Annotated in this window: 23 protein-coding genes; 18 read left to right on the top strand and 5 right to left on the bottom strand. The window is 35.5% G+C overall.

Annotated elements, in window-relative coordinates:
* The first annotated feature begins 97 nt into the window (after positions 1-97).
* The 15 genes from V5N68_RS03045 to V5N68_RS02975 all read left to right on the top strand — a co-directional run bounded on the left by V5N68_RS03045 (position 98) and on the right by V5N68_RS02975 (position 13,961).
* The gene (locus V5N68_RS03045) at positions 98-247 is read left to right on the top strand and encodes a hypothetical protein (RefSeq protein ID WP_332065717.1); all 150 of its coding nucleotides are present in this window, start codon (positions 98-100) and stop codon (positions 245-247) included.
* A gap of 20 nt (positions 248-267) precedes the next feature.
* The gene (bgtI, locus tag V5N68_RS03040; RefSeq protein ID WP_332065716.1) at positions 268-2,076 is read left to right on the top strand and encodes a BaGTA-type gene transfer agent portal protein BgtI; all 1,809 of its coding nucleotides are present in this window, start codon (positions 268-270) and stop codon (positions 2,074-2,076) included.
* Positions 2,077-2,150: 74 nt separating this feature from the next.
* Positions 2,151-2,846, top strand: a complete 696-nt coding sequence (locus V5N68_RS03035) for a hypothetical protein (RefSeq protein ID WP_332065715.1) — start codon at positions 2,151-2,153, stop codon at positions 2,844-2,846.
* A gap of 125 nt (positions 2,847-2,971) precedes the next feature.
* Entirely contained in the window at positions 2,972-4,105 is a 1,134-nt protein-coding gene (bgtG, locus tag V5N68_RS03030) for a BaGTA-type gene transfer agent major capsid protein (RefSeq protein WP_332065714.1), read from the top strand.
* A 94-nt stretch (positions 4,106-4,199) separates the two neighbouring features.
* Positions 4,200-4,886: a hypothetical protein gene (locus V5N68_RS03025; protein ID WP_332065713.1), complete on the top strand. Its 687-nt coding sequence runs from the start codon at positions 4,200-4,202 to the stop codon at positions 4,884-4,886.
* Positions 4,887-6,350, top strand: a complete 1,464-nt coding sequence (bgtE, locus tag V5N68_RS03020; protein WP_332065712.1) for a gene transfer agent protein BgtE — start codon at positions 4,887-4,889, stop codon at positions 6,348-6,350.
* A gap of 229 nt (positions 6,351-6,579) precedes the next feature.
* A complete protein-coding gene (locus V5N68_RS03015) occupies positions 6,580-7,038 on the top strand; it encodes a hypothetical protein (protein WP_332065711.1) in 459 nt (152 codons plus the stop codon).
* Positions 7,035-8,150 (top strand): BaGTA-type gene transfer agent maturation protease BgtD, encoded by a 1,116-nt coding sequence (bgtD, locus tag V5N68_RS03010; protein ID WP_332065710.1) that lies wholly within the window; start codon positions 7,035-7,037, stop codon positions 8,148-8,150. The genes V5N68_RS03015 and bgtD overlap by 4 nt, the downstream gene beginning before the upstream one ends.
* Before the next feature lie 867 nt (positions 8,151-9,017).
* On the top strand, positions 9,018-9,275 hold the full coding sequence (locus V5N68_RS03005; RefSeq protein ID WP_332065709.1) for a hypothetical protein: 258 nt from the start codon (positions 9,018-9,020) through the stop codon (positions 9,273-9,275).
* Positions 9,276-9,378: 103 nt separating this feature from the next.
* A complete protein-coding gene (gene bgtA, locus V5N68_RS03000) occupies positions 9,379-10,029 on the top strand; it encodes a gene transfer agent endolysin BgtA (RefSeq protein ID WP_332065708.1) in 651 nt (216 codons plus the stop codon).
* A gap of 13 nt (positions 10,030-10,042) precedes the next feature.
* Entirely contained in the window at positions 10,043-10,285 is a 243-nt protein-coding gene (locus V5N68_RS02995) for a hypothetical protein (RefSeq protein WP_332065707.1), read from the top strand.
* Between the two features lie 541 nt (positions 10,286-10,826).
* Positions 10,827-11,270, top strand: coding sequence for a hypothetical protein (locus V5N68_RS02990; protein WP_332065706.1), 444 nt, complete (start codon positions 10,827-10,829; stop codon positions 11,268-11,270).
* Positions 11,271-12,003: 733 nt separating this feature from the next.
* Positions 12,004-12,180 carry a hypothetical protein gene (locus V5N68_RS02985; protein WP_332065705.1) on the top strand — a complete coding sequence of 59 codons (177 nt, stop codon included), beginning with the start codon at positions 12,004-12,006 and terminating at the stop codon, positions 12,178-12,180.
* Between the two features lie 673 nt (positions 12,181-12,853).
* Positions 12,854-13,000: a hypothetical protein gene (locus V5N68_RS02980; RefSeq protein WP_332065704.1), complete on the top strand. Its 147-nt coding sequence runs from the start codon at positions 12,854-12,856 to the stop codon at positions 12,998-13,000.
* Between the two features lie 235 nt (positions 13,001-13,235).
* Positions 13,236-13,961, top strand: coding sequence for a DUF4167 domain-containing protein (locus tag V5N68_RS02975; protein ID WP_332065703.1), 726 nt, complete (start codon positions 13,236-13,238; stop codon positions 13,959-13,961).
* 79 nt (positions 13,962-14,040) lie between these two features.
* On the opposite strand, the gene V5N68_RS02970 is transcribed toward V5N68_RS02975, so the two are convergent.
* From V5N68_RS02970 to V5N68_RS02955, 4 genes are all read right to left on the bottom strand, one after another.
* Positions 14,041-14,466: a hypothetical protein gene (locus V5N68_RS02970; protein WP_332065702.1), complete on the bottom strand. Its 426-nt coding sequence runs from the start codon at positions 14,464-14,466 to the stop codon at positions 14,041-14,043.
* A gap of 70 nt (positions 14,467-14,536) precedes the next feature.
* Entirely contained in the window at positions 14,537-14,881 is a 345-nt protein-coding gene (locus V5N68_RS02965; RefSeq protein ID WP_332065701.1) for a hypothetical protein, read from the bottom strand.
* Between the two features lie 272 nt (positions 14,882-15,153).
* Positions 15,154-16,167 carry a PAS domain-containing HWE histidine kinase family protein gene (locus V5N68_RS02960; protein WP_332065700.1) on the bottom strand — a complete coding sequence of 338 codons (1,014 nt, stop codon included), beginning with the start codon at positions 16,165-16,167 and terminating at the stop codon, positions 15,154-15,156.
* A 17-nt stretch (positions 16,168-16,184) separates the two neighbouring features.
* On the bottom strand, positions 16,185-16,979 hold the full coding sequence (locus V5N68_RS02955) for a response regulator (RefSeq protein ID WP_332065699.1): 795 nt from the start codon (positions 16,977-16,979) through the stop codon (positions 16,185-16,187).
* 175 nt (positions 16,980-17,154) lie between these two features.
* Between V5N68_RS02955 and V5N68_RS02950 the strand changes: the two genes are divergently transcribed.
* From V5N68_RS02950 to V5N68_RS02940, 3 genes are all read left to right on the top strand, one after another.
* On the top strand, positions 17,155-17,358 hold the full coding sequence (locus tag V5N68_RS02950; protein ID WP_332065698.1) for a NepR family anti-sigma factor: 204 nt from the start codon (positions 17,155-17,157) through the stop codon (positions 17,356-17,358).
* A gap of 6 nt (positions 17,359-17,364) precedes the next feature.
* Entirely contained in the window at positions 17,365-17,919 is a 555-nt protein-coding gene (locus tag V5N68_RS02945; protein ID WP_332065697.1) for an RNA polymerase sigma factor, read from the top strand.
* A 227-nt stretch (positions 17,920-18,146) separates the two neighbouring features.
* Positions 18,147-19,556 carry a sensor histidine kinase gene (locus V5N68_RS02940; RefSeq protein ID WP_332065696.1) on the top strand — a complete coding sequence of 470 codons (1,410 nt, stop codon included), beginning with the start codon at positions 18,147-18,149 and terminating at the stop codon, positions 19,554-19,556.
* 1,103 nt (positions 19,557-20,659) lie between these two features.
* Here V5N68_RS02940 and V5N68_RS02935 read toward each other — a convergent pair.
* Positions 20,660-22,660: a M23 family metallopeptidase gene (locus V5N68_RS02935; protein WP_332065695.1), complete on the bottom strand. Its 2,001-nt coding sequence runs from the start codon at positions 22,658-22,660 to the stop codon at positions 20,660-20,662.
* Positions 22,661-23,074: the final 414 nt, after the last annotated feature.

Below are 23,074 nucleotides of genomic sequence, written 5' to 3'. Positions count from 1 at the left end.
TGGCTTATGAACAGCCTAATCGCAAACCTAGAAAAAGCTTTATCAGCATTCTCAACAGGATCAAACCTCGTGGATGGTTTTCTAATGTGTGTGGCTTATGAACAGCCTAATCGCAAACCTAGAAAAAGCTTTATCAGCATTCTCAACAGGATCAAACCTCGTGGATGGTTTTCTAATGTGTGTGGCTTATGAACAGCCTAATCGCAAACCTAGAAAAAAGCTTTATCAGCATTCTCAACAGGATTAAACTTCGTGGATGGCTTTCTAATGGATAATTATAAAGATTCTATCAATCAAATCGAAAACCTCGAGCAACAAGCTCTTTTTAAAAAATTGGTCAATTGGTATCATGATGATATTGTACATGTCGATCAATGGAGAAAAAATGCTCAAGAAGACTACGACTTCTATAATGGACGACAATGGAATGACCAAGATATTGACGTCTTAAGAAAACAAAATAGACCGGTCATGACTTTTAATCGTATTGCTCCTTTGGTCAATGCTGTCATCGGAACTGAGAGAAACAATAAACGAAAAGTACAATTTATTCCAAGACAAGAAGGAGCCGCTTTTGCTAATCAGATCCTAACCGGTGCTGCTGAATGGTTTCGTGATGAAGCTGATGGTGAATACGAAGATTCCGATGCTTTTCAAGACACGATAATTTGCGGAATGGGATGGACCGATACCAGGCTCGATTTTCAAGACGATCCACAGGGAAAACCCGTAATCGTAAGGCTGGATCCAATGAAAATGGTGTGGGATGCAAGTGCAATAAAGCCTAATTTGATCGATGCTCAGCGCATATGGTATATCGATCAAAAACCAATCGAAGTCGCTCAGGAAATGTTTCCAAATATACATTGGAGCGATCTTAATGCCGATTGGGTCAAATATAATACTTCAGCCAATCACAAAACTAGTGAAAATGACATACCATATAGTCCCGATATGGATATGCACGATACTGAAACCATGCCAAAAATGGTAACATTAGCAGAATGCAGGTGGTTCGAAAGAGAGGTCGTATACAAGGTTATTGATCAAAAAAATGGAACTTCTATCGATTATTCTGAAAAAGAGTTTAATAAATTAAAAAATGAATTCCCATTCATAAATGCATCACGATTAACTAAAAAAATTGTTAAACGCGCTTTCTTAGGACGAAAATTACTGGAAATACCAGATCAACCATTGGTGCCTCAAAATCAATTGGGATGGGAGTGTATTACAGGATATTTTGATAAGCTTACTCGGCAATTCTATGGAATTGTAAAACCAACAAAAGATCCTCAACGGTGGGCTAATAAATACTTTAGTCAAGTCATGCATTTGCTAAATAGTCAGTCAAAAGGCGGAATTATGGCCGAAAGAGATGCTTTTGATGATGATCGACAAGCTATGGAAAGTTGGGCAAGAGCCGATAGCATTACTTGGCTTAAAAGTGGTTCCGTTGCAGCTGGAAGAATTCAGCCAAAACCTATGGCACAATTTCCACAAGGATTTTTTCAATTGTTTCATGAAGCAAAGGGAGCTATTACTCAAGTAACTGGATTATCTTCGGAGTTCGTTGGAACTAGAGCTGTAAATCAACCTGGTGTCCTCGAAGAACAACGACGACAATCTTCTCTCAATTTGTTGGCTTCATTCTTTGATGGATTGCGAAGATATCGACAACGACAAGGAAAAATTATATTACATCTAATTCAAAATTATCTCTCCGATGGAAGGTTGGTGCGTATCGCTGGAGACGAAAATGCTCTATATGTTCCTCTAACACGAGAAACAATGACTAGTTTGGAATATGATATCGTTGTCGATGATGCACCAACAAGTCTCAATGAAAAAGAACGAACCTTTTCTGTTATTATGCAATTGTTTCCTTTAATGCAGAGCTTCATAACTCCAGAGATTATGCTCGACCTATTGCATTATTCCCCTTTGCCTGCATCCCTTATTCATAAAATTGTTATAAAAGCACAACAACAAAACATCACAAAAGAAAACAAAAATGATCCTTTGATCGAAAAAAATGTGGATGAGGCACAGAAAATCATCAACGCAATTTTTTAAATAAAAAGCAGAAAAGAAAAAATCATTTAGTGTAAAAAGTATTGCTTATTCTGGAAAAAAAGAGGGGTAAAAAAATGGAGCAGGAATACTTAACAAACATAGAAAAAAATAACAACGCAACAGAAATTCATAATAATCATACACAAGAACAAAAAGATAATATAAAAAATGAGCAAAACAAAATAATACAAAAAAATACAACACAACATCCACAAAAAAACTTCATGGAATATACAAAATCTTTAGCTGAAGAAGGACAAAAACAAGAAGACGTAAAAAAAGAAAATAACAGCAACGAAGAACAAAAATTATACTCTTTCTATCAATCCGCTGTCAGCGATATTAAACAAAAATACAATGACTTTGATCAGGCCGCTGATTTCATTTATGATATGCGTGCTAAGCAATTGGCTGCTTTCTCTTCTATATATCCAGAAATGGAGAATCCTAAAGTCGTCGATACAATCATTGGTAATGAATTAAACCAAATGTTAAAACAATGTGAACAAAAAAATCAAAATCCTGCTGAAATCATTTACAATATTGCTCAAAATATTGGATATCAAAAACAAAAAAACGACAACAACAAAAATATCAACAAAAAGTATGATGCTGCACGAACACTCGCTGCCTATAACGGATTGGCTCCAAGTGAAGCAATTTCTTTGGATATGATAAACAAAATGTCAGAGCAAGAATTTTGTAATTGGGTCAGTGATCATAAAAATAAAAATGCTTTCAATAATTTAATGCGTGGCGAAAAAAGATAAAGGGGAAAAAAATATACAAAATTCTTACATAAAATAAAAAATAAAAATTAGCCTGTATAAAAAAGAGATATCAAATAACCGGTCATGCGCCGGTTTTTTTATGAAAATAATATTAAGGGGGGAAAATGTTAAAAGATAATATCGGAATCAATGAGCCTTTAGTTGTTTGTGCATGGTCTAAATTATTGAATCAAGAAGTCTCAAAAGCAATATCTATTGCTTCATTGATTGGAGAAGATTCAAATAGTATTATACAGTTGAAAGATGAAACAAATAAAGCAAGTGGCGATACCATTAATTGTAATTTGCGAGCTCAATTGGTTGGAGAGGGAGTTTCAGAAAAACAACAACTGGAAGGAAGTGAAGAATATCTAAAGTTCCTAAATGATCGATTGCTGATTAATGAACTCTCTCATGCGGTGAGAATCAGAAATGAGGGAACAATTGATCAACAACGGGTCTTATACAATTTGCGCACAGAAGCTAAAAATGGATTGGTGGATTGGTATGCTGATCGTTTAAGCATGATGTTCTTTATACAAGTATGTGGATATACTGCAAAAGAAATGATCTTTGAAGGAAGAAATGTTCTTATACAACCTGTACATTACGGATTTAATGCCCCAACTGAACCAACATCTAAACGAATCTTGAGACCGAATAAAAAAACAAAAGATCAGGATTTGAAGGAAAGTGATGGATTCTCTCTCAAGTTGATCGATCAAGCCGTCGAACGCGCTAAGCTCGCAAATCCTAAAATTAGACCAGTGCGAGTCGATGGAGAAAATCTATATGTTCTCTATATGCATCCAACTCAGGTGACACAATTACGAACGAATACAGAGGCAGGACAGTGGCTCGACATAACTAAGGCTATATATAATGGAAGCCGTGCTAAAAATCCAATCTTTGATGGATCACTTGGAATGTATAATGGTGTTGTCTTGCGAGAAGCTGAACATGTGACGCATGGCGTTGCTGACGCCAATGATAAAGAGGATAATGGAAGAGAGCCGGTCAAAACAGTGAGAAGGGCTGTACTACTGGGAGCTCAAAGTGCTATTATCGCTTTCGGTAAAGATCGCGGCGTCACCAGATATAAATTAGTCGAAGAGTTGTTTGATTACGAAAGAGAGCTCGGCGTTGGCGCAACAACTATTCTCGGAATCAAAAAAACACTATTTACTAGCCCTGATAATACGCAAGGACCTCAAGATTTCGCGACAATCGTTATCTCAACCTATGCAGAACCTTCTTAAAAAAAGATAAAAGGAAAGTCTAATTCTCCCAACAAAATAATCTGTTGGGAGGAAAAGTCAAAATATAAAAAATAAAAAAGGAGTATGATTCCTTATGACCGTGATCGTTTCATCCACAAATTCCGAAAAATCAAAACATCCTAAGATTTTTGATCATATGGTGGCGCTCATTCAAGATGAAATTGATGATACTACAGATGAATATTCCATACAAATTGAAAATTCTATCTTCGCTGCTTTGCGCTTATGTAAACGAGAGCCATTATTCTTTAATCAAGACAAAAAGATAACCTTTGAAACAAAAAACGGAAAAACATGGTATGGAAAAAAAGAAGGAATCTTTATTCCTACAAAAAACGATATAAAAAATGTCTTCTTACAAAAAAATAATAAAACAAAAAAAACGTTGATTTATAAAACGTTAGAAATCTTGGAAAAACAATATCCAATACAAGAAAAAGTCGGAAAACCAATATTTTATACATGGGATAACCAAAAAATTGGAATCTTTCCAACCCCGAATAAAACTGAAACCGTAAATGTATATTGTAACTCCGACAGTTACGAGAGCGAAATTATGATACGCGAAGATGATCCCTGGATGATATATGCATTCGATTTCATAAAAGCACGAGCAAAATACGAACTGTATAAAAATATTCTAAAAGATCCTGAATATGCTGCCGTTGCTTTTAATGATTTTCAAGAGCAGCTTAAACTATTGAGAACAGAAACATCTCGAAAAAAAGGACTCTCAATAATTATTCCAATGGGGTTTTAAATGGCCTTTTTTCCAATTGCTGATTATCGACCCGATGTCGCTGATATTAACAGTCTCTTTACTGATGAGCTCATTAATGTTTTGCCTGCTAATGGATCTTATATCCCTATGCCAACTTTTATACCGAGCACAGCTCCTTGCCCTGACAAAATTTTAGCCGCTTTTGCTGTCAAAACAAAATTAGGTGTATCAATTATTGCCGGAACAGAAAAAAAAATATATCTGCTCGATAACACAACTATGAAATGGAAAGACATTAGCAGAAATGGAAAGCCATATGTGGCCAATGTCGATGCTCCTTGGTCTTTCGCTTTGTTTGGAGATTATGTCATTGCTGTAAATGCAAATGATAAACCTCAAGTCATCGATATTGGATATGATCAAAAATTTCGAAATTTAGGAGGTAATCCACCAAGAGCAGGAATCGTGCGGGTTTGGGGAGATTTCGTTTGTTTGATGAAACTAACAGAGTATCCAAGGCGTGTCCATTGGTCTGGTTTAAATGATGCTGAATTTTGGACCGTAGGAAAAAAAAGCTGCGATTATCAAGACTTTCCTGATGGTGGATATGTACAAGGATCAACCGAAACAACAAACCCTATTATCTTTATGCGATCGGCAATTTATGCAGGGTCATTTGTCCCGGGATCAAAGATTATTTTCAGCTTTCAAAAAATACACGATAAACGAGGGGTCAAAAATGCTGATTCTATCGTCAGCCGAGGAAACTTTTCTTTTTTTGCTGATGAAGGTGGTTTCTATCAGATCAATAATGATGGACAAATTATTTCAATTGGATTCGAAAAAGTAGATCGAACTATAAGTACAAAAAACGATATTGATAATATACCATTTCTCTCCGCTGCTATCGATGGGGTTTATAATCGTGTCTATTGGATCATAGAGAAGGATGATAACAGAGAAAAATGTGTCTTGCTCATCTATGATTGGGGGTTGCAAAAATGGACAAAAGCTCTGTTGAAGGTGAAAACTATTTTACCCATCTTCTTATCTGGAAAAACTTTAGAAGGACTTGATCAGGTCTCTGAGAGCATTGATGATTTGCCTTTCTCACTCGACAGTAAAGTATGGAAAAATGATGCTCCTGTTCTTGGCGCTTTTGATTATAAAGGAAGGCTAGGATCATTCTCCGGGAAACCTATGGCTTGTGTGCTGACTTCTCAAGAAATGGGACAAACAAATGGGATGATTACCAGGATGAAAAATATTATGCCTCAGGTCAATAGTGGAAAGCTTTATTTATCGGTTGGGATACGATTGCGACAAGCTATGGAAGAAAAAATTGTGTGGCTTCCAGAAAAACAGCCATCTCGCAATACGGGACAAATACATTACCGCGTAAGAGCACGGTTCTATCGATTTAAATTGAGAATTCCTGAGGGCGTCAATTGGTCGCACGTGACTGGATTTGATGTGGAAATGGAGCCTGCTGGAATGCGTTAAAATCAACAAAAATTATTGGATAGAAATCGCTGAAAAAATATATCAATTGCAAGGGAAAATACATGAAGGCGTCAACTGATTTCATCTGAAAGAAGTTCATAGAAAAATCGGGCCTGACGAAAGCTGCCAGACGTGCATGGCAAAATCAAGCCTGACGAAAGACCTGAAAAATAACAAAAATTATGGACAGAAATCGCTGAAAAAAAGAATAAAGAAAAGACAAAAAAATATGAAACAAAAACAAAATAGTCAAAATCTCTATTCTATCCATCGTACTGATAAATGGTCATGGGAGAAAATAAAACGTTATAAAGGCGAAATTAATGACGCTATGAAAAAATATGCTCAACGTTTTCCAGATGATGTGTGTTTGGAAACAATGGCTAACGAAATCGCTACAGGACAAACACAATTATGGATCGTATTAAAAAATAAAAAAAAATTTAGTGCGTTTGTAACCACTAAAATTGAAGTTACACGAACAGGAAAAAAACGTGTCGTTATTTTGGACCTTGCTGGAGAAGGAGGCGTAAATTTGGTCAAATTGATTGATGACGTAGAAGAATGGGCACGGAAAATAAACGCTAAAGAAATTGTGGCATTCGGAAGATATGGATGGGCTAAAAGGATCGCTCATCATGGATATTCTCTTAATCTTATTCATTATAGAAAGGTTCTAGAACCATGAGAAAAAAAGTAACACCTCAAATGCAAACAAAAACACAAACTAATGCTCCACCTATATGGGCTGAGGATATCTTTAAAACAGCAAGTAATCAAGCACTCGATCTTTTTAATAAAGGTATAGGTGGGAATGTTTACCAAGGAAACCGCGTGGCTGGTTTAAGCAATACAACTCAAAATGCTATCGATGGTTTAAAAAAAGCTGCTGATCAGTACAATAATCAAGCTCTCATGGGGACAATTAGTGCTCCAACAAAAAGTGCTACAAACCTCTTAGATATGGCAAATGGAAATTTGATTGGGAGCAATAACAAATTTAATCTGGCATTGCAAAATGCACTCAATAAAACATCTGATGCCATTAATCAGTCAATGTCAGGAGCAGGACGGTATGGATCAGGTGCTCATACGGGGGTGCTGACCGATGAATTAGGGGCATTAGCAACGAATGCTTCTGCTCAGCAGTATAATCAGGATATAAAAAATATGATGAATGCTAATCAGATGATTGATAATTCATTGCGTGATCAGGTTAATGCTGCAAATGCTTACTTGCAAGGACAGAGTAATGCTCAAGCAAATGCTTTGAAAGGAGGAATGCTTCAAGATACAATGCAACAAAATATCTTAGAGGCGGAAAAACAAAAATGGACAGAAGAAAATAATAAGGAATGGAACCAGTTAGACCGGTTGTTGCAGACAGGAAAAAACGCTGCAGGAAATTATGGAACAATGTCAAGTCAATCGATAACAAAACCATCAGTCGTAAGTGATCCGTTAAATGATATACAACGATTGCTTGGATTAGTGGGCGGGGTCTTTGGACTTTCTGATGTGAGAGTGAAAGAAAATATTGTCCCAGTAGGGAAAAAAAAGGGCTATCCAGTTTATACATTTAATTATAAGGGAAACTCTCAGCGCTATTGTGGTGTTCTTGCTCAAGAGGTGCGACGTTTAAATCCTGACGCCGTTTATATGGATCAAAAAACAAAATTATTCTATGTCGATTATAGTAAAATTGGGTTTAAGATGAAAAAAGTGAAAGCCAATAAAAATAAAATCATTTCCTTTTTGCACTCTCTGTTTATACACTCTCGTTTCAGAAAAAAAGGATAGATGAGGTGAGATGAGTTGATAAGCATACCTGGCCGGTAAAAAAAACGGGGTGCGGCATGTGAAAATAACAGAAAGATCAATAAAAAAACTATGAAAATTGATCAAAAAATAAAAATCCATAATAAAGTGAAAAATGACCAAAAAAGAGAGAGAAATAAAAATAAGCTTTTGGGAGCTTGCTCGCTAAATTAGAAAATCAAAGCTTATAAAAGTTGAAACAGAAAAAATAGAAGAGATCAATATAAAAGAAAACTATATTATGGAGATTTAGGCGTCGAACAGCTTTTGTAGGCTAAATGAAAAGAAATCAAAGACAGTAATAAAGGCGAGAGGTCGGGAAGTAAAAAACTTATCTGAACCAATTTAAAAAAGGAATAGGTAGAAGAGTAAAAAATATCTTTTCTAATCACATGCAATGTGGAGAGGGTGGGAAGAAATATGTTTAAAGCATTCGTTTGATATCAAAACCATATGAAATAATAAAAATATCTTGTCTCAATGGTTGGATGTATAGAGCGAACAGAAAAAGCCAAAACAGAATTTTGAAATGAAATGCTTTAAGTCCTTTTAGTTGTAAAAATATGCAATTGTGCCTACGTTGAAAAATGACAGTGATCGTGAATATATCAGAAAAAATAATTCAATGATTGATCCAATTCCTTTAACAGAAAAATTCTGACAGCCATGAGCAATCATAAAAAATGAGAACATTGAGAGTTCTGCCAAGAATGGCTTTCTTGCTTCATACAAAAATAGATGATTTTTCTTAAGGCGTATACATAAAAATATATCACAAAAAAGTGAAATTAAATCAACTAAGCCAATGCCGTTTGTCAATTCATGAATCAATAAATACGAGGTGATAAAATGCTACTCTTTCCATTTTCTATTGCTGAAATTGATGATCCTGAACGTATTCGTGTGGTTCTTCATGTGAATGGAAAAATTGGGCATGTCCCTTTGAATGCATTGTTAAATCAAATGCGTCAAAACATGAACAATTTTGATAAAAAATACAGCGCTAATGCAAAAAAAATTGTCCAAAAGTTGGATGATTTAGAACAGAAATTTAAAATTCTTCTTCAAGATTTCGAAAATATCAAAAAAAAAATAGGAGAAGGATAAAAAAATAAAGTTGCAATAAATAGCTTGTGGAGGTGAAAAAAATTATTTCAATTCGTCCCCTAATTTATTTTGTATCTAATAAGTCGTCCGAGGAGTTCTAAAAATGCGAAAAATCTCAAAAGAGGGGCTTGCTCTTATAAAACAATGGGAAGGGCTTCGTTTGCATGCTTATAAAGATGCGGTTGGGGTGTGGACAATTGGTTATGGTCATACTGCTCAAGCGGGTAAACCTTTCGTCCAAGAAGGAATGCAGATTACTAAAAGTCAAGCAGAAGCTTTATTACAAAGAGATCTAGCACAATTTGAAAAAACTGTCGAACACATGGTGAAGCAATTCTTAACAAATGAGCAGTTTGCTGCTCTTGTCTCATTTTGTTATAATGTAGGAATTGAAGCTTTTTGCAGTTCAACTTTGTTAAAAAAAATAAATGCAGGTGATTATGAGGCTGTGCCAGCTGAGTTGCAAAGATGGACTAAAGCTGGAGGAAAACGTTTACAGGGACTCGTGTATCGAAGGGCCGCTGAAGCAGGGCTATGGACAAAAGGTGCTTATGTTTCTCCTAATTATCAAGAAGTAGAAGAGCCTAAAAACCCGTTCGCAGAATTTGAAGTCTTAGCTCCAATTATTGGTTCATTTTCAGGAATAACAGGAATTATGACTGGGCAGGGGCCTATACAATGGGCTTTGGCTGTTATTATGGTTTTGGCTGCTGTCGCTGGTATTGGTGTGACTATTTATCGAATGAGAGAGTAAAATGGAGAAATTTTTGTCTCGTGCCATGGTCATGATAACTTTAATTATTGTTGTTGCGTTGAGCAGCTTTTTTTATGGGCGGTTTGTTCAGAAAAATAAAGCGTTAATTCAAGCTGTGTCCGCTTTTCAAAATCGCGAAAAAATCAATGATGAAATTCTTGCACTTTCTCCCTTTAATGTTTGTCTTGCTCTTGGGGGCATGCCAGACGAATGCGCCTCTGTCGTGCATGGGATGGACAAAACCTCCCGTCATTAATAAACCAGCTGCTTTAGTGAAGACAGAGCCTTTATTATCACGGTGGATATTAGCTACAGATCGTTTCGGGAAAAAACAGAAATGTTGGGGGACATAAAAATAAAAAAAATTGCATCCGTTATTGACATTTTTTTATTGTAATACTTGGAATATCAATGCATTTCTTTGAAGTTGAAAGTCTGTATGCGAGAGAGGTAAAAAATAGGAAAGTTCATTTTTAAGAAGAATTTTACAAAAAGATAAATGGTACATTCTCTCTATGATGATTTTACATCAACAGTGTTGTATGATAAATCTTATGCAATCTTTTATAAAAATTCTTCTGTAATAATTTCAAGTGAAAAAGGAAATAAAAAATTCGATGATATAGATAGTTTGCAAAAAGCAAAAAAGATATCTCTTTTTTAAAAAAATAAGTTTCTTATATAAAAAACCTGAAAACGTTATTCATTCACAATACATTTTTAGAGGGCGTGATTGGTCTGTGATCATTGCTGGTTAGAAGGGTGACTTTTAACTTAGGCTAGAGGGTGTGGTTTTTATGGAAAGAAGAATTGATGCAATGAGGAGGCTATACCGAAAAAAAATTTATAATATAATCTCTCGCGTTGGTGTGATCTTTCTTTGTGTTCTATTGTGTGGTTTTGTAATGAAAGAAACTGCCGATTATTTTTTTTCTACAAAAGAAATAGTACAAAAAAACACGACGGCTTTGGATATTCCTACATTTGATTTGCGTGTTTATTGTAAAGAAATTGCTGCTTCAGTTCTACCAGATGTAAAAAAAGAGGTGTATTATCGTTGTGCTAATTTGGAAAGAAATGCTTATTTTGTAATACGTGATATGTGGAGTAATCTTTCCGATCATTCAAAAGAAAAATGTGTCAAAATGGTGCGTCCAGGTGATGGAAGCTATTTCCTATTACGAGATTGTTTTATGAATGAAAAAAATAATAAAGGACTGGAAATGCGTAATTACTTTTAAAATAATATGAGATGATTAATGGGAGGTCAAACGCTGATAGATCAAAAAATGATGGTAACACAAAATATTTAATGTTGTGCCATATTTAAAAAGGTGATGACGATTTTTTGATAATGTGCTCTCTTTCTTATTGCTTAAAGATATATCAAGTATTGATAAAAGTAAAAACTTCATTAGATGAGCCAATAAAGAAAAAAGGACTATGCTTTTGTAAAAGGATAGTACAAATCCTCTTAGGAAAAAGAAAAGGGCAGAGACTTTTAAATGTCTTGATGGAAATTAAGCTGGTCAGAAAAGTCCCTTCAATTGATCTTTGAACAGACTGTTCAAAAAAATCCATTAAAGCCTGTGTGAATATTGATGAGCCAAAATGCATCAATTAAAGTTTGGTTTTGTTGGGGAAAAGACTGTTGTTGCCTTTATTATTACTTCTACAAAAGAAATAATAAAAAAACACTGCTGCTTTGGGTATTTCAACATTTTTTAATGGGTGCGTAGTTTATTGTTATTATGCTACAATAGATCCAGAATAAATTTAAAATGTCTGACTTAGAAAGGAAAAAAGCTTTCTAAGCTTAAATATATTGGCGAAGAGCAGTGATAGAGATATTTATATTTCTTTTAAAACAATAAAAATTTGAGTTTGCGTACTTCAAGAAAAATGAAAAAGAAATGATTGCAAAAAATAGGGGGTTGCTAAACCTGAAGCTTAGAAAAATAGTGAGGATGTTGGTTGGCAGGAACGATAAATTATGAAACGATAAAAAATAGTGTTGAACGGGATGATAGTAGTCCATCTCTACTTGATTCGTGTTTTGATCCAATAACCCATATCTCCTTGAGTCTTATTGGAGATGTGGGCTGTTATGCTCAGGCAGAGTTGCTATATATTGTTATAGAAAATAGGTGAGTCGATATCGGTTTAAAAAAATGTAGTGTAGTCATTTTAAAGAAAAATGTTAAATTTATACGCGTGATTGCTTCAAAAAGATGCAAAAAATTGTTCTTAAATAGTCCCAAAAAAAATATTTGAATTTTTAGGCCGATTATTATTGATTTTTGTAAAAAATAAATTCAAAAAAGCAAAAATTCTTTCAGTTCCTAATGAATTTTTCAATAAATTGAAGAGGATCTAATAAAAGTTTTTTCGTTACAAAAAAATAGGATAAAATAAAGTTTGTTTTGTTTCTTCATTCTTATCTTGTAAAAGGAAGAGGCGGTTTTATGCGGTCTTTTTTAAAAAAAATTGTAGTGCTTTTATAAGAAATAAAGTGAAAAAGTGTGTCTAATTTGTCGATTTTTACAAAAATCGTATCGGAGTAAGAGAATAATACTTGAACAATGAAAGAGGTTCGCTTACCTAGAAAAGTGAAGTTGTTGTGTAGTTTCGTGGTTGAAGGAGTTCCCCACAACGAGGGTTGCTTTACTGCAGAAAAGAGGCTATGTTAACACAGTGAGTATATTTGTTTTGTAATTTGTGGGGGGCGTAAGCGTTTACAAGCTAAATGCGCGAACAAACGGAGAAGATCGTTGTTGTTTAGGAGCGGTGGTTTTATAGCTAAATAAAGGGCATCAGTTTCTACGTGGCAGAGGATGTTAATCTGTTTTCTGACCAGGGTTCTGTTGTATGTTTTCATTTTTTTGTTGTTTTTCCACAAGATAATAATTTTTTTGATGAAATTTACCCTATTTTAAAAAAAACACTTGGCATTTTACGTGAACATCACTAGGTTTCTTCTTAAGAGAGAAACAGAGAATTTCGGGATTAAATTTCCCAGCTGTTTTGTGATTTTCAAAAAATATATGCTTCTATCAGATATCAGTAGATATTATTACAAAATAAAACACGGATAGCTTTGAGGACCGTATTTTTAACATTATCAGCATTAGAAAAATAATGCGGTAAATAAATAGTTAATTGATAAAAAAGAGTTAAGTAAAACATACACTCCAAAAGGGATGAATATGAGGCCACAACAAAATAGACGGGTGCGCGGTCGCAATAATAACAATAATGGGAACAACAACAATCGTCGTGGTCCTAACCCGTTATCTCGTAATTACGAAAGCAGCGGTCCAGATGTTAAGATTCGCGGAAATGCTCAGCAGATTGCCGATAAATATATAAGTCTTGCTCGTGATGCTCAGGGTAGTGGTGATCGCATTATGTCTGAGAATTATTTACAACACGCTGAGCATTATTTGCGGATCATTCTAGCAGCAGCTGCACAAATGTCTCATTCTAATCGACGTGATGAAAATAGTGAGAGAGAGTGTGAAGAAGTAAACGCTGAAGCCGAAAAAAGGGATGATGTAAGCTATGAAAAATCTGCTCAGCAGAAAAAAAATAGCAGTAGCAATGATAATGGGCAGAAAATAAAAGTCAAAAATGGGCATGATGGGGATGCATTGGATCCTGGGGCTTTAACAGGTGAAGAAAATTTAGAAGAAAAGTGTGATCAACAAGAGAATGCTGAAATCGTCAAAAAAACACGCCGTACTTCACGTCGACGGGTTGCAAGAAGTCGAGAAGAGCAGGCTATGGGGCTTGAGCAGAAAACACAAGAGATTGCTGAAAATGGAGATAATCAAGCAGAAAAAATCGCTTCTATACCTCTTGTAAGTGAAGAAGTCCAAAGAAAACCAAGGCGGAGGAGGGTAGCGACATCTTCAGCAGAGGGTAATATTTAAAAAGAAATATTAAAGCGTTCATAAATCGATGTTGAGAAGAAGAAACTCTTGATTCTTGAGAAAAAGAGGTAAGCATTCTTCATTCTGTTGTTTCAACTGAAAAAACTGCGATGAGTTTGCCTGTATAATAATTATAGATCATAAATTTTGTTTGCCCTTCTGGTGTGAGAAGGGTGAGTACGATATTTTGTTCTGAGAGGCTTTGCGATAAAATCTTCGTATTTTTTGGTAAAAGCACTGTGTGCTGCACAATCTCGTTGCTTTTGCTATGAGGAGAAGAGAAGTTGCTTTGTTTTGAGTCTGATTGTGTTGAAACAATTTTATATATAACGCCAAAGAGTACAGCGAGAATAAGAAGAAGCGTGACTGATATAGAAATAATCATTAAGCGCATAAGCTTTTTTCTTACATGCTCTACTGCAGGATCTAAAGGATGATCTAAGACCGGGGCACTTTTTCCTGGATTATGGTTTTGCGGAATAGGGGGATGTACGTCGTTTTTCATGCCACACTCTTGGTTAATCTCGTTCAGAATGGAGCAGTTGTATGCTTTAAATCATTTTTGTGCAAGAATTCTATGGAGAAAGCTTATCCAAACGAGGTAAGGAGGCGTTAAAAATATCTGTTCGATGGTCTATATTCATAGTATCGTCGGTGGTATGACCTTTAAGCAGTAAATTGCCTTGATTTGTAATGAACCAGGTGAGCTCTATCTCTGGTTGATCCAAATTCCTGTGGACGCTTGTACATTGGGCGAAAATTTGTTCACCAAAAGGCATAAATTGTTGGATAGAGGGTATAAGAGCTTGCTCGCACGCTTGCGCTGTTGAGTAGGTTTTAACCATCCTATTATGAGAATAACAGCGACTAAAATCATCCGTACATAAAACAAGCAATAAGACGTAAAAAAGCGAACTCATGACGTATTTTCTAGATGAGAGGTTAAACAGAGTACTATACCGTCATTGGTACAGAGGGTGAGTGGTCCATTATGAAACGTTCTTAAAGATTTTTTGTTCCAAAATGAGTGAGGCTCTCATGAATTTGGTCAAAGTAAGATGATGGGACAAAGAGAATTCTTTATGGGTGACAATTAAAAAATTTTGAAAAAGTTGTTATTAAAGTCTCTGGAAAATGTGGTCTGAGTAAGCAGAAAATAAATATAGAGTGCTGCACAAAAGAGTTGCTGTTTTCAAGAGAAACTATCAAAATAAGTATCAGGAACATATAAGCAATAAACAATCCCTTCCTCTGTCAATTTTAAAGAAGCTGAACCATTGACAGAAACAGGGACAATTTTTTCTAAAACGGCACTGCCAAAACAGCCTTGATGATTAGCAGAAAGAAGGGGCTGCGATTCAAAGCTTTCATTCCAAGTGATGAGAAGCTGTGTTTTTTTATCCATGGTAGTTTGGATTTCACAGCGTATACATACGCTGCCTTTTTCTTGTGATAAGGCACCAAAAGAGAAAGAATTAACAATCAGTTCATGAAAAGCTAAACCAATGTGTAAAGCTGCATTCGGAAAAAGATAGGGGTCTACACCTTCAATAGAAAAGCGTTCCGTTTTTTTCATCAAATAACCAAGAGCCTGTGAATGAACTAATTCACGAAATTGAGCACCGCGCCAATCAGAATCAGTAATCAAATCTTGGGAATGGGAAAGAGAATGAATACGGCCTCGAAATTTTCGTAAAAAAATTTGAAGCGATTCGGTATAGTGTGCAGTTTGGCTCGCAATACTTTGTATAATCGCTAAAAGATTTTTAGAACGATGGCTAACTTCTTTGAGTAATATTTTTAGAACTTGTTCGCGTCGGCGTAATCCTGAAATATCAACGCCAGTGGTGATGATGCCGATAATTTCTCCGCTATCATTGCGATGACAATCAACAGAAAATTTATACCAAATAGCTTGTTTTGCTGTATCTTCAAATCGTGCTTCAATAGTTTGCATTTCTCCACTGGCCAAAACTTGCAATTTGATTGTTTCCATATTATCGGCAAGATCAAGCGAAAAAAAATCACTATCACGACATCCAACACGCCATTTGTTATGCAAATGCTTGGGTAGGTTTTCAGCCCATAAGTAAACAAGGTTCGTTGTCTGATATAAAACACAAATATCAGCGCCTCGAATTGCTTGCATTAAGGCGCTAAGGTGTGATTTATCGATCGGTGGCTTTGGAACAGGGGTAACAATCATACACAAATGTTATCTTATTAAGCGGCTTTGGAGGCGCTCTTTTGAAAAAATAAAGCCTGTGATATCAGTGCCTTAACCATATCAGGATTAAAGGGTTTTGTTACTAAAAAGGTTGGTTCTGGACGCTCGCCCGTTAGTAATCTTTCCGGAAAAGCAGTGATAAAAATCACTGGGATAGAGTCATTCTTTAAAATGTCATTGACTGCATCAATGCCAGAGGTGTTATCAGCCAACTGGATATCAGCCAAAATCATGCGCGGTTTTTTCTGATGATGCATTAGGACAGCTTCATCACGGGTGCGTGCAATGCCTACAACTTGGTGCCCGAGGCTTTTGACCACTTGTTCAATATCCATTGCAATGAGAGGCTCGTCTTCAATAATCATAATCTGTGTGGCAATTTGTTCAGAAATATCGGTTGATGCTTGATTAAGGAGTTTGCGAAACTCTTTTGCGTCAATGTGCATGATTTCTCTGGCTTCTCGCTCATTGAACCCTTCAACTGCAATTAATAAAAAGGCTTGGCGTGCGCGTGGTGTGAGATATGATAATTTTGCACTCGTTTTTTGTTCAGTACACAATTGTGGGAGTTGGTCAGGAATATTGGGCGTAGTCTGATCAAAAAGATGGCAGAATAGCCAATAGGTCCCAATACGGTCGCTCGATGTTTTGGGAAAAATAGAAATGTCAGCAATCAGGGCTTCTAGCATCGCAGATACATAAGCGTCACCAGATGTTTGGCTGCCTGTAACAGAACGGGCAAAACGTCGGAGATAGGGAAGGTGTGGTGCGATACGTGTTGATAATGACATACTGAATAACTCCTTTGATTTTTAACGCACTGTGTTGAGTAAAAGTTCCAACAGAGAAAAAAGTTCCTCTCCTCATATGGAACTTTATGCATATAAAATTATATTTTCAACTATTAGGAGAAAAAACTCTTTTAAATTCTACTTTAAATATATATATGGACTAGGGGGATGAAAAATGAACGACCGTGATGGAAAAAATATCACCAATCACTTTTCGTTTGGAGATGATATTCTCGGGGTCAATAGCGAAATAGCACGTAAATTACGTCAGTTTTACATGGAAATTCAGGAAGAAGCATTGCCTGTACGTCTATTAGAACTTTTGGAGAGATTGGATCAGGCAGAGAAATTGAGCTTAAGAAATGTAAAAAAGGTTTGATTTTTCATGACAAAAGGCGTGCCAGATTTTAAACAGGAGTTACTTTTGATTTTACCAACATTAAGAGCTTTTGCTGTTTCTTTAAGCGGTAAACACGATAAAGCTGAAGACTTGGTTCAAGATACCATTATGAAGGCGTGGGCTAAGCAGGACAGTTTTGAAATGGGAACAAATCTCAAAGCGTGGCTTTTTACTATTTTACGGAATGAGTATTACAGTCAATTGCGTAAAAAGGGTAGAGAGGTGCAAGACAGTGATGGTGTGTTTACACAAAATGTAGCTATTCATCCTGCTCAATATGGGTCCCTGGATTTTCAGGACTTTCAAAAGGCTTTAAAGAGGTTATCTAATGATCAAAGAGAGGCCATTATTCTCATTGGTGCATCGGGTTTTTCTTATGAAGATGCTGCCGCGATTTGTGGCTGTGCAGTTGGAACAATCAAAAGTCGTGTAAGCAGAGCACGTAATCGGTTGCAGGAGCTCCTCAAAGTAAATGGTGAATCCGATTATGGACCTGATGCTTATTCAGCTGGAACTACATTGTGTTCATTTCGAGGCTAAAAAGCGTAAACAATAATTATGGTTAGTAGCTTTGTTTCTTTATTTTCTTGATAGCGTTTAAGGTAAAGTCAAAATTCTGAGAAAATTCAGAGCTTTTGCTTGTATTCTTGGGAAAAATGAGAAAAGTCTGTATAAAATTATTTATCAGATATTCTGCTATGATCCATAAGGCAATTTCTCCTTTGTGCTGAAAAATGACAATTTTCAGGTTCGCCGATGGAAATTATATGATAGCAAAGACGAATTTGTTTCCTAAAATATCTACTCCTGTTTCAACAATATCACGTTGGCGGTGGGCGGCGATTATTGTTTCTCTTGTTATGGCTTTTTTGGCATCATCTTTTATTATTTTGCTTTCAAATGCTGTTGATCGGGAAGTGGCACGATTAAATACAAGTTCAGAATTACGAGAACAGGCTGATTTGGTGCTTATTAGTTTAATCGATATGGCTGTCGCCGATAGAAGATATACAAGAACCCGTAGTTTGGAAGATAAAGCACGTTTTGAAAATACAGTGCGTAGTTTGAATGATATTTTAGAGTATGCTGCACTCATTGTTTATGCACATCCTCAATGGTATGAATGGTTTACCGATTTTAAAAAAGAAGTCGAAGCACGTAAAGCTATTATGAATGCCCATATGCTTTCTATTGAAGAGCAGTCTGATCAATCCTTATCTCCTTTGCCTGAAATGCCAAAAATTCAAATGGCACATTTATCAAAATTGATGACAAGTTTTATTAATGGGGATGATGTCGTGCGGCAAAAACAACGAGAGGAGATAGCAATGATGCGTGCTGCTTTGACATTGGCAGCAATTGTGTCTGTGGTGAGTACTTTTATTTCTGCTTATTTTGTTATTAATCGCTTCCATCGTGATGTGCGCTCCTTAAAATTATATCAATTACTTCTTCATAGTGAAAATGCTGCTCTTGAAGCGCGCGTGAAAGAGCGAACACAGGAATTGGAAAGTGCGCGTAATCACGCTGAAAAGGAACGACAACGTGTTGAAATGTTGTTGCAGGATGCGAGCCATCGTATTGGGAATTCTCTTGGGACCGTATCTTCTCTTCTTGGGTTACAGCTCAATCGTAGCACAAATGAAGAAGTGCGGTCTGTTCTTGGGGCTGCTCGCGATCGTATTCAGACAATATCTGCAGCGCATCGTCGTTTACGATTGGGCGATGATATGGAGACAACTTCATTGGCTGAGTTTCTCAGTTCGGTTGTTCATGATGTTGAATTGGCTGTGCCTTTTGAATTGCGTGAAAACATAAATATTCACACTTCATTCAAAGATTGTCGATTATCTTCTAGGGATGCTACAACTCTCGGGATCATTCTTGGGGAATTGTTGACAAATTCATTAAAGCATGCCTTCCCTGATCAGCGCTCTGGGAATATTTATATTTCATTTGGGCCACAACAAAATGGGAAAATGATGTTGGTTGTGGAAGATGATGGTGTTGGGATGAGCGGACAAACCTCAAAGAAAAAAACAGGGCTCGGTCGCTTGGTTATAGAACAGCTTTGTATGCAGTTTGGAGAAAAACCACTGTTTGAAACTTCGACGTTAGGTGGAACAAAGGTCATGATTCCTTTGCCAAAACTAAGTCTGAATGATGAAAATAAGTGACTGCTATTTGTTTAAAGTTCTCAAAATCTTTTCTTTTGACGAAAATATAGAAAGGGTTTTATAAATGTTACAGCAGAAAAAAATATAGAGATTGACATTTAAGCGACAGAAAAAAAAGATTATTCTGTTTTTCTATTAGTTCTATGCACTTTAAAATGAATAATTTTTTATAAACAGATAGAAGTACTCTTCGGGGAGAAAAGTCTTTGGCTGTTGAACACAAGCGTATTCAGAAATATTGTCTTATTTTCTGATCAGAAATCAGAATGAAAACCATCTAATTTCAGAAAAAGTGATGTTGAAATATTAATATGTATAACTGTTATAATATGTGTTGAACATAAAATGGAATTTTTAAGCAATGGAAGCCATGAATAGCATCATGGAAATTTTTAATGTGACTCGTTTTCTTTTATATGAGTGCGCTTGAAAATTTTTTTCAGACAATTCTAAAAATTTTTAAATAAAGAGCATACAAGGTGTTTTGTTTTTATTAGCTGTATAAAAAGATGAATATGATAAAATTTCTATAACCTCATGAATAATTTAAACTATCTTCTATCAAGAAAAAAGATATATCTAAAATGGGAAATGAGAATTTGGTTTAAATAGGAACGATTATTGCTCTATCTTCATAGGTTTATCACTTGAGTGACAGCATTGAGTTGATAACAGCTTATAAAATTCATGAATTTTTGAAGATGTTCATGTTTTGCGTTTTATCTCTAGGATACAATGCTGGAAGACTGAAAATCATTTATCTTGACGATTGTAAAGATAGAATTTATCCCTTTTGTTGCTAATGTTTATGCTGTCTTCTATGTAATATTGGCAATATGCTTTTTTCTTTGTTGTGTCATTCTGTTTTTGAGACTTTTTTCCTGAGAGAATAGGCTGGATGAGGGGGGAGGGTCTTCATTATTGATCAAATAGCTTTTTAAGACAAAGATAACACGAAACCAATAATGATTTGGTTTTTGTTTTTATAGTTTGTACAGAATAGAGAAAGAAGATAGAAGGTTTTTTTTCTTATTTTATCGTATCAAATTTTTTATTATTTATCTTTTAAAATGAGAGGATACTATTTTTGTAGTTTCGGTAGTTTAAGAAACATCTTGCTGTGATGTTATCGGACTGTTTATTAAAGAATCAATTTTATCTCTTTCTTTTAGAAATGCTTGTAAATCTTGGTTGGTGAGAGATTTACTATCGGGTAAGCGGATGCGCATTGGATCTACCTTTTGACCATTCACAATGATTTCAAAATGACAATGGGGACCAGTTGCCATACCTGTTGATCCAACATATCCAATAATTTGCCCTTGTTTTACTTTGTCTCCTGGTTTAAGCCCTGCTGCATAACGGCTTTGGTGTGAATAACTGCTAATATATCCATTAGAATGCTGAATTTCTGTATGGTTTCCATAGCCACCTAATACGCCCATTCTTTTTATAACACCATCTCCTACAGCAATAATTGGTGATCCTTTTGGAGCAACCCAATCAACACCTGTATGCATTCGCACATATCCTAAAATAGGATGTTTACGTGATCCAAAGGGAGAACCAAAAACACCATTTGGTAGGGGGTTTCGAATCAAAAAGGGTTTTGAGCTCTTTCCATCTGAGTCGTAATAGTCGATGCTGCCGTCTCTTGATTGATAACGATAGTATTTATAAGTTGTATTCCCGAATGTCGCACTAATGTAGCGAATTTCTGGATCTATGTTTGTCGCAGAGTTTTTTATGCTCAGATTACTTTTACCATTTTTTGTTTCTTTAGTATTTATTTCGTTTTGTTGTGGTATAGCATAAAATATTTCAAGCTGGTCTGTTGGTGTTATGCGGCTTTTCATATCAATATTAGTTGCGAGCAAATGGATGATATGTTGAGAAAGGGATTTTGAAAGATTATGACTAAGCATAGCACTATAGATAGCGTCATAAGCTGTTGGCAATTGTTCCGTATTGATATGAGGGATACCATTTTGCAAAGTAGTTTTAAGTGCATGTGACATTTCTGGCTCTGCACTTTCAATAAATTGATTTTTATCATTCAGAGCAATGGTAAGAACATGGTGCATTCCTTTATAGATACTTGCTCTAACGATATGATCTTCTTCTCCTGGTTGTGTAACGACCCCGATTCGTAAAAGGTTTTTTGCTTTAAGCGTATCGGAATGATTCAATATGGTTAAAGTTTTTGCAATTTGTTCAATTTGTTCTTGTGCGTATCCATTTTTTTTAAGAGCATCAATTATTTTTTGTTTTTTAGGAATAGGAATGATATCTTCAGCGTAGTTTTTGGTGAGATCAATGCGGTGATTTTTAGGAGAAACGGTTACATTTTCTTGGATGATTCTCACTTCTGGGGCATCGGTAAATCGGGGGGCAGAGGATAAATCATCTAATTTTAGTGGATCTATCAGCGTTAGAATTGAGAGATGTTCATTTGTTTTATCTAAAGAAAATCCAGCTTTTTGTAACTCTTGTTGCGCTTCATCGGAAGTAAAGTTATCTGAACCATCAAACTCTATTTGATCAATAATAAAGTCATGACTGCTAAGGGTTACTTTTGTTTCTATTTTTTCTCCATAAATTTGTCCAGAACCTTGTGTTGGGATGGCATTATTATTTTTTGGATCATTGGCCATAATGCTTAATGAATTGAATTTAGGATAGGTGTAATGATGTGTACGCTCTTCAGCTAATGCCATACGGATCCATTGGAAACTTTGAGTTTGAATGACTTTTTTGTTACCTTTTTTTTGTAAAATTGATAATTCAAATTGGCGTTTACTATCAAAACTTTGTCGTGCACGTGTAGGAGAGATACGATCTCCCTTATATCCATTTGCTTCAGGATTTTGTTTTTTTAAAAAGCTGTCCAAAGTAAACCATTGCGGAGGTGTTACGATTCGTTGTTGTTCATCTAAAGCAGCAAAGAGCGCGATACCCATAAGAATGCAGGAGGTAATCCCAGTAAGAATCGTTCCTGTTAACCAACGAACAGATACTTGCCGACGAGCAGGATAAAAGCGTTTTACTAGAAGAGCAGGGTCTTGCTCGAGATCATCATTCTTATGATATTGGTTATCCCACATGGATTTTCATTTTACCCTACTTATAATACTAAATACTTTATAGAATATTAGATATAAAAAGCTAACATAGCTTAAAGTGTTTCTACAAGAATTTGGTAACTTTTTCTAAAAGGCGCTTTAATTTTTCATTAAAAAGTAATTTTATTCCATGGAAAATCATAAAGTGTAGAAGTTATTTGTGCAATGGTTGTTCAAGAAATATGTACTCTCTTTTTATGAGAATTTTTTTGACGTTTTAATACTTTTAGTTGCAATTCAAAAGAAATATTATTATTTTTGTTTTTGCGTTGAAAAATCTGTTGACTCTTTGCGCAAAAGGGTTCTATATAGCGCTGTAACGAGAGCGGTTTCTGTTTTCGGTAGGGGCTTTGTGTTCTTATTTTAATAATTGCCGTATATTATTTTGCGATGATT

The organism is Bartonella eidoli (genome assembly GCF_036576145.1).
Taxonomy (GTDB): domain Bacteria; phylum Pseudomonadota; class Alphaproteobacteria; order Rhizobiales; family Rhizobiaceae; genus Bartonella.
This window is presented reverse-complemented; position numbering and strand designations above follow the sequence as displayed.

Excerpts from the sequence above, each read along its gene's own strand:
- bgtE (WP_332065712.1), top strand. The coding sequence starts at position 4,887 with ATGGCCTTTTTTCCAATTGCTGATTATCGACCCGATGTCGCTGATATT.
- V5N68_RS02965 (WP_332065701.1), bottom strand. The coding sequence starts at position 14,881 with ATGAGTTCGCTTTTTTACGTCTTATTGCTTGTTTTATGTACGGATGAT.
- V5N68_RS02935 (WP_332065695.1), bottom strand. The coding sequence starts at position 22,660 with ATGTGGGATAACCAATATCATAAGAATGATGATCTCGAGCAAGACCCT.
- bgtI (WP_332065716.1), top strand. The coding sequence starts at position 268 with ATGGATAATTATAAAGATTCTATCAATCAAATCGAAAACCTCGAGCAA.
- V5N68_RS02970 (WP_332065702.1), bottom strand. The coding sequence starts at position 14,466 with ATGAAAAACGACGTACATCCCCCTATTCCGCAAAACCATAATCCAGGA.
- V5N68_RS03035 (WP_332065715.1), top strand. The coding sequence starts at position 2,151 with ATGGAGCAGGAATACTTAACAAACATAGAAAAAAATAACAACGCAACA.
- V5N68_RS02940 (WP_332065696.1), top strand. The coding sequence starts at position 18,147 with ATGATAGCAAAGACGAATTTGTTTCCTAAAATATCTACTCCTGTTTCA.
- V5N68_RS02960 (WP_332065700.1), bottom strand. The coding sequence starts at position 16,167 with ATGATTGTTACCCCTGTTCCAAAGCCACCGATCGATAAATCACACCTT.
- bgtG (WP_332065714.1), top strand. The coding sequence starts at position 2,972 with ATGTTAAAAGATAATATCGGAATCAATGAGCCTTTAGTTGTTTGTGCA.
- bgtA (WP_332065708.1), top strand. The coding sequence starts at position 9,379 with ATGCGAAAAATCTCAAAAGAGGGGCTTGCTCTTATAAAACAATGGGAA.
- V5N68_RS02955 (WP_332065699.1), bottom strand. The coding sequence starts at position 16,979 with ATGTCATTATCAACACGTATCGCACCACACCTTCCCTATCTCCGACGT.
- V5N68_RS03015 (WP_332065711.1), top strand. The coding sequence starts at position 6,580 with ATGAAACAAAAACAAAATAGTCAAAATCTCTATTCTATCCATCGTACT.
- V5N68_RS03045 (WP_332065717.1), top strand. The coding sequence starts at position 98 with ATGAACAGCCTAATCGCAAACCTAGAAAAAGCTTTATCAGCATTCTCA.
- V5N68_RS03025 (WP_332065713.1), top strand. The coding sequence starts at position 4,200 with ATGACCGTGATCGTTTCATCCACAAATTCCGAAAAATCAAAACATCCT.
- V5N68_RS02950 (WP_332065698.1), top strand. The coding sequence starts at position 17,155 with ATGAACGACCGTGATGGAAAAAATATCACCAATCACTTTTCGTTTGGA.
- bgtD (WP_332065710.1), top strand. The coding sequence starts at position 7,035 with ATGAGAAAAAAAGTAACACCTCAAATGCAAACAAAAACACAAACTAAT.
- V5N68_RS02990 (WP_332065706.1), top strand. The coding sequence starts at position 10,827 with ATGGAAAGAAGAATTGATGCAATGAGGAGGCTATACCGAAAAAAAATT.
- V5N68_RS03005 (WP_332065709.1), top strand. The coding sequence starts at position 9,018 with ATGCTACTCTTTCCATTTTCTATTGCTGAAATTGATGATCCTGAACGT.
- V5N68_RS02945 (WP_332065697.1), top strand. The coding sequence starts at position 17,365 with ATGACAAAAGGCGTGCCAGATTTTAAACAGGAGTTACTTTTGATTTTA.
- V5N68_RS02975 (WP_332065703.1), top strand. The coding sequence starts at position 13,236 with ATGAGGCCACAACAAAATAGACGGGTGCGCGGTCGCAATAATAACAAT.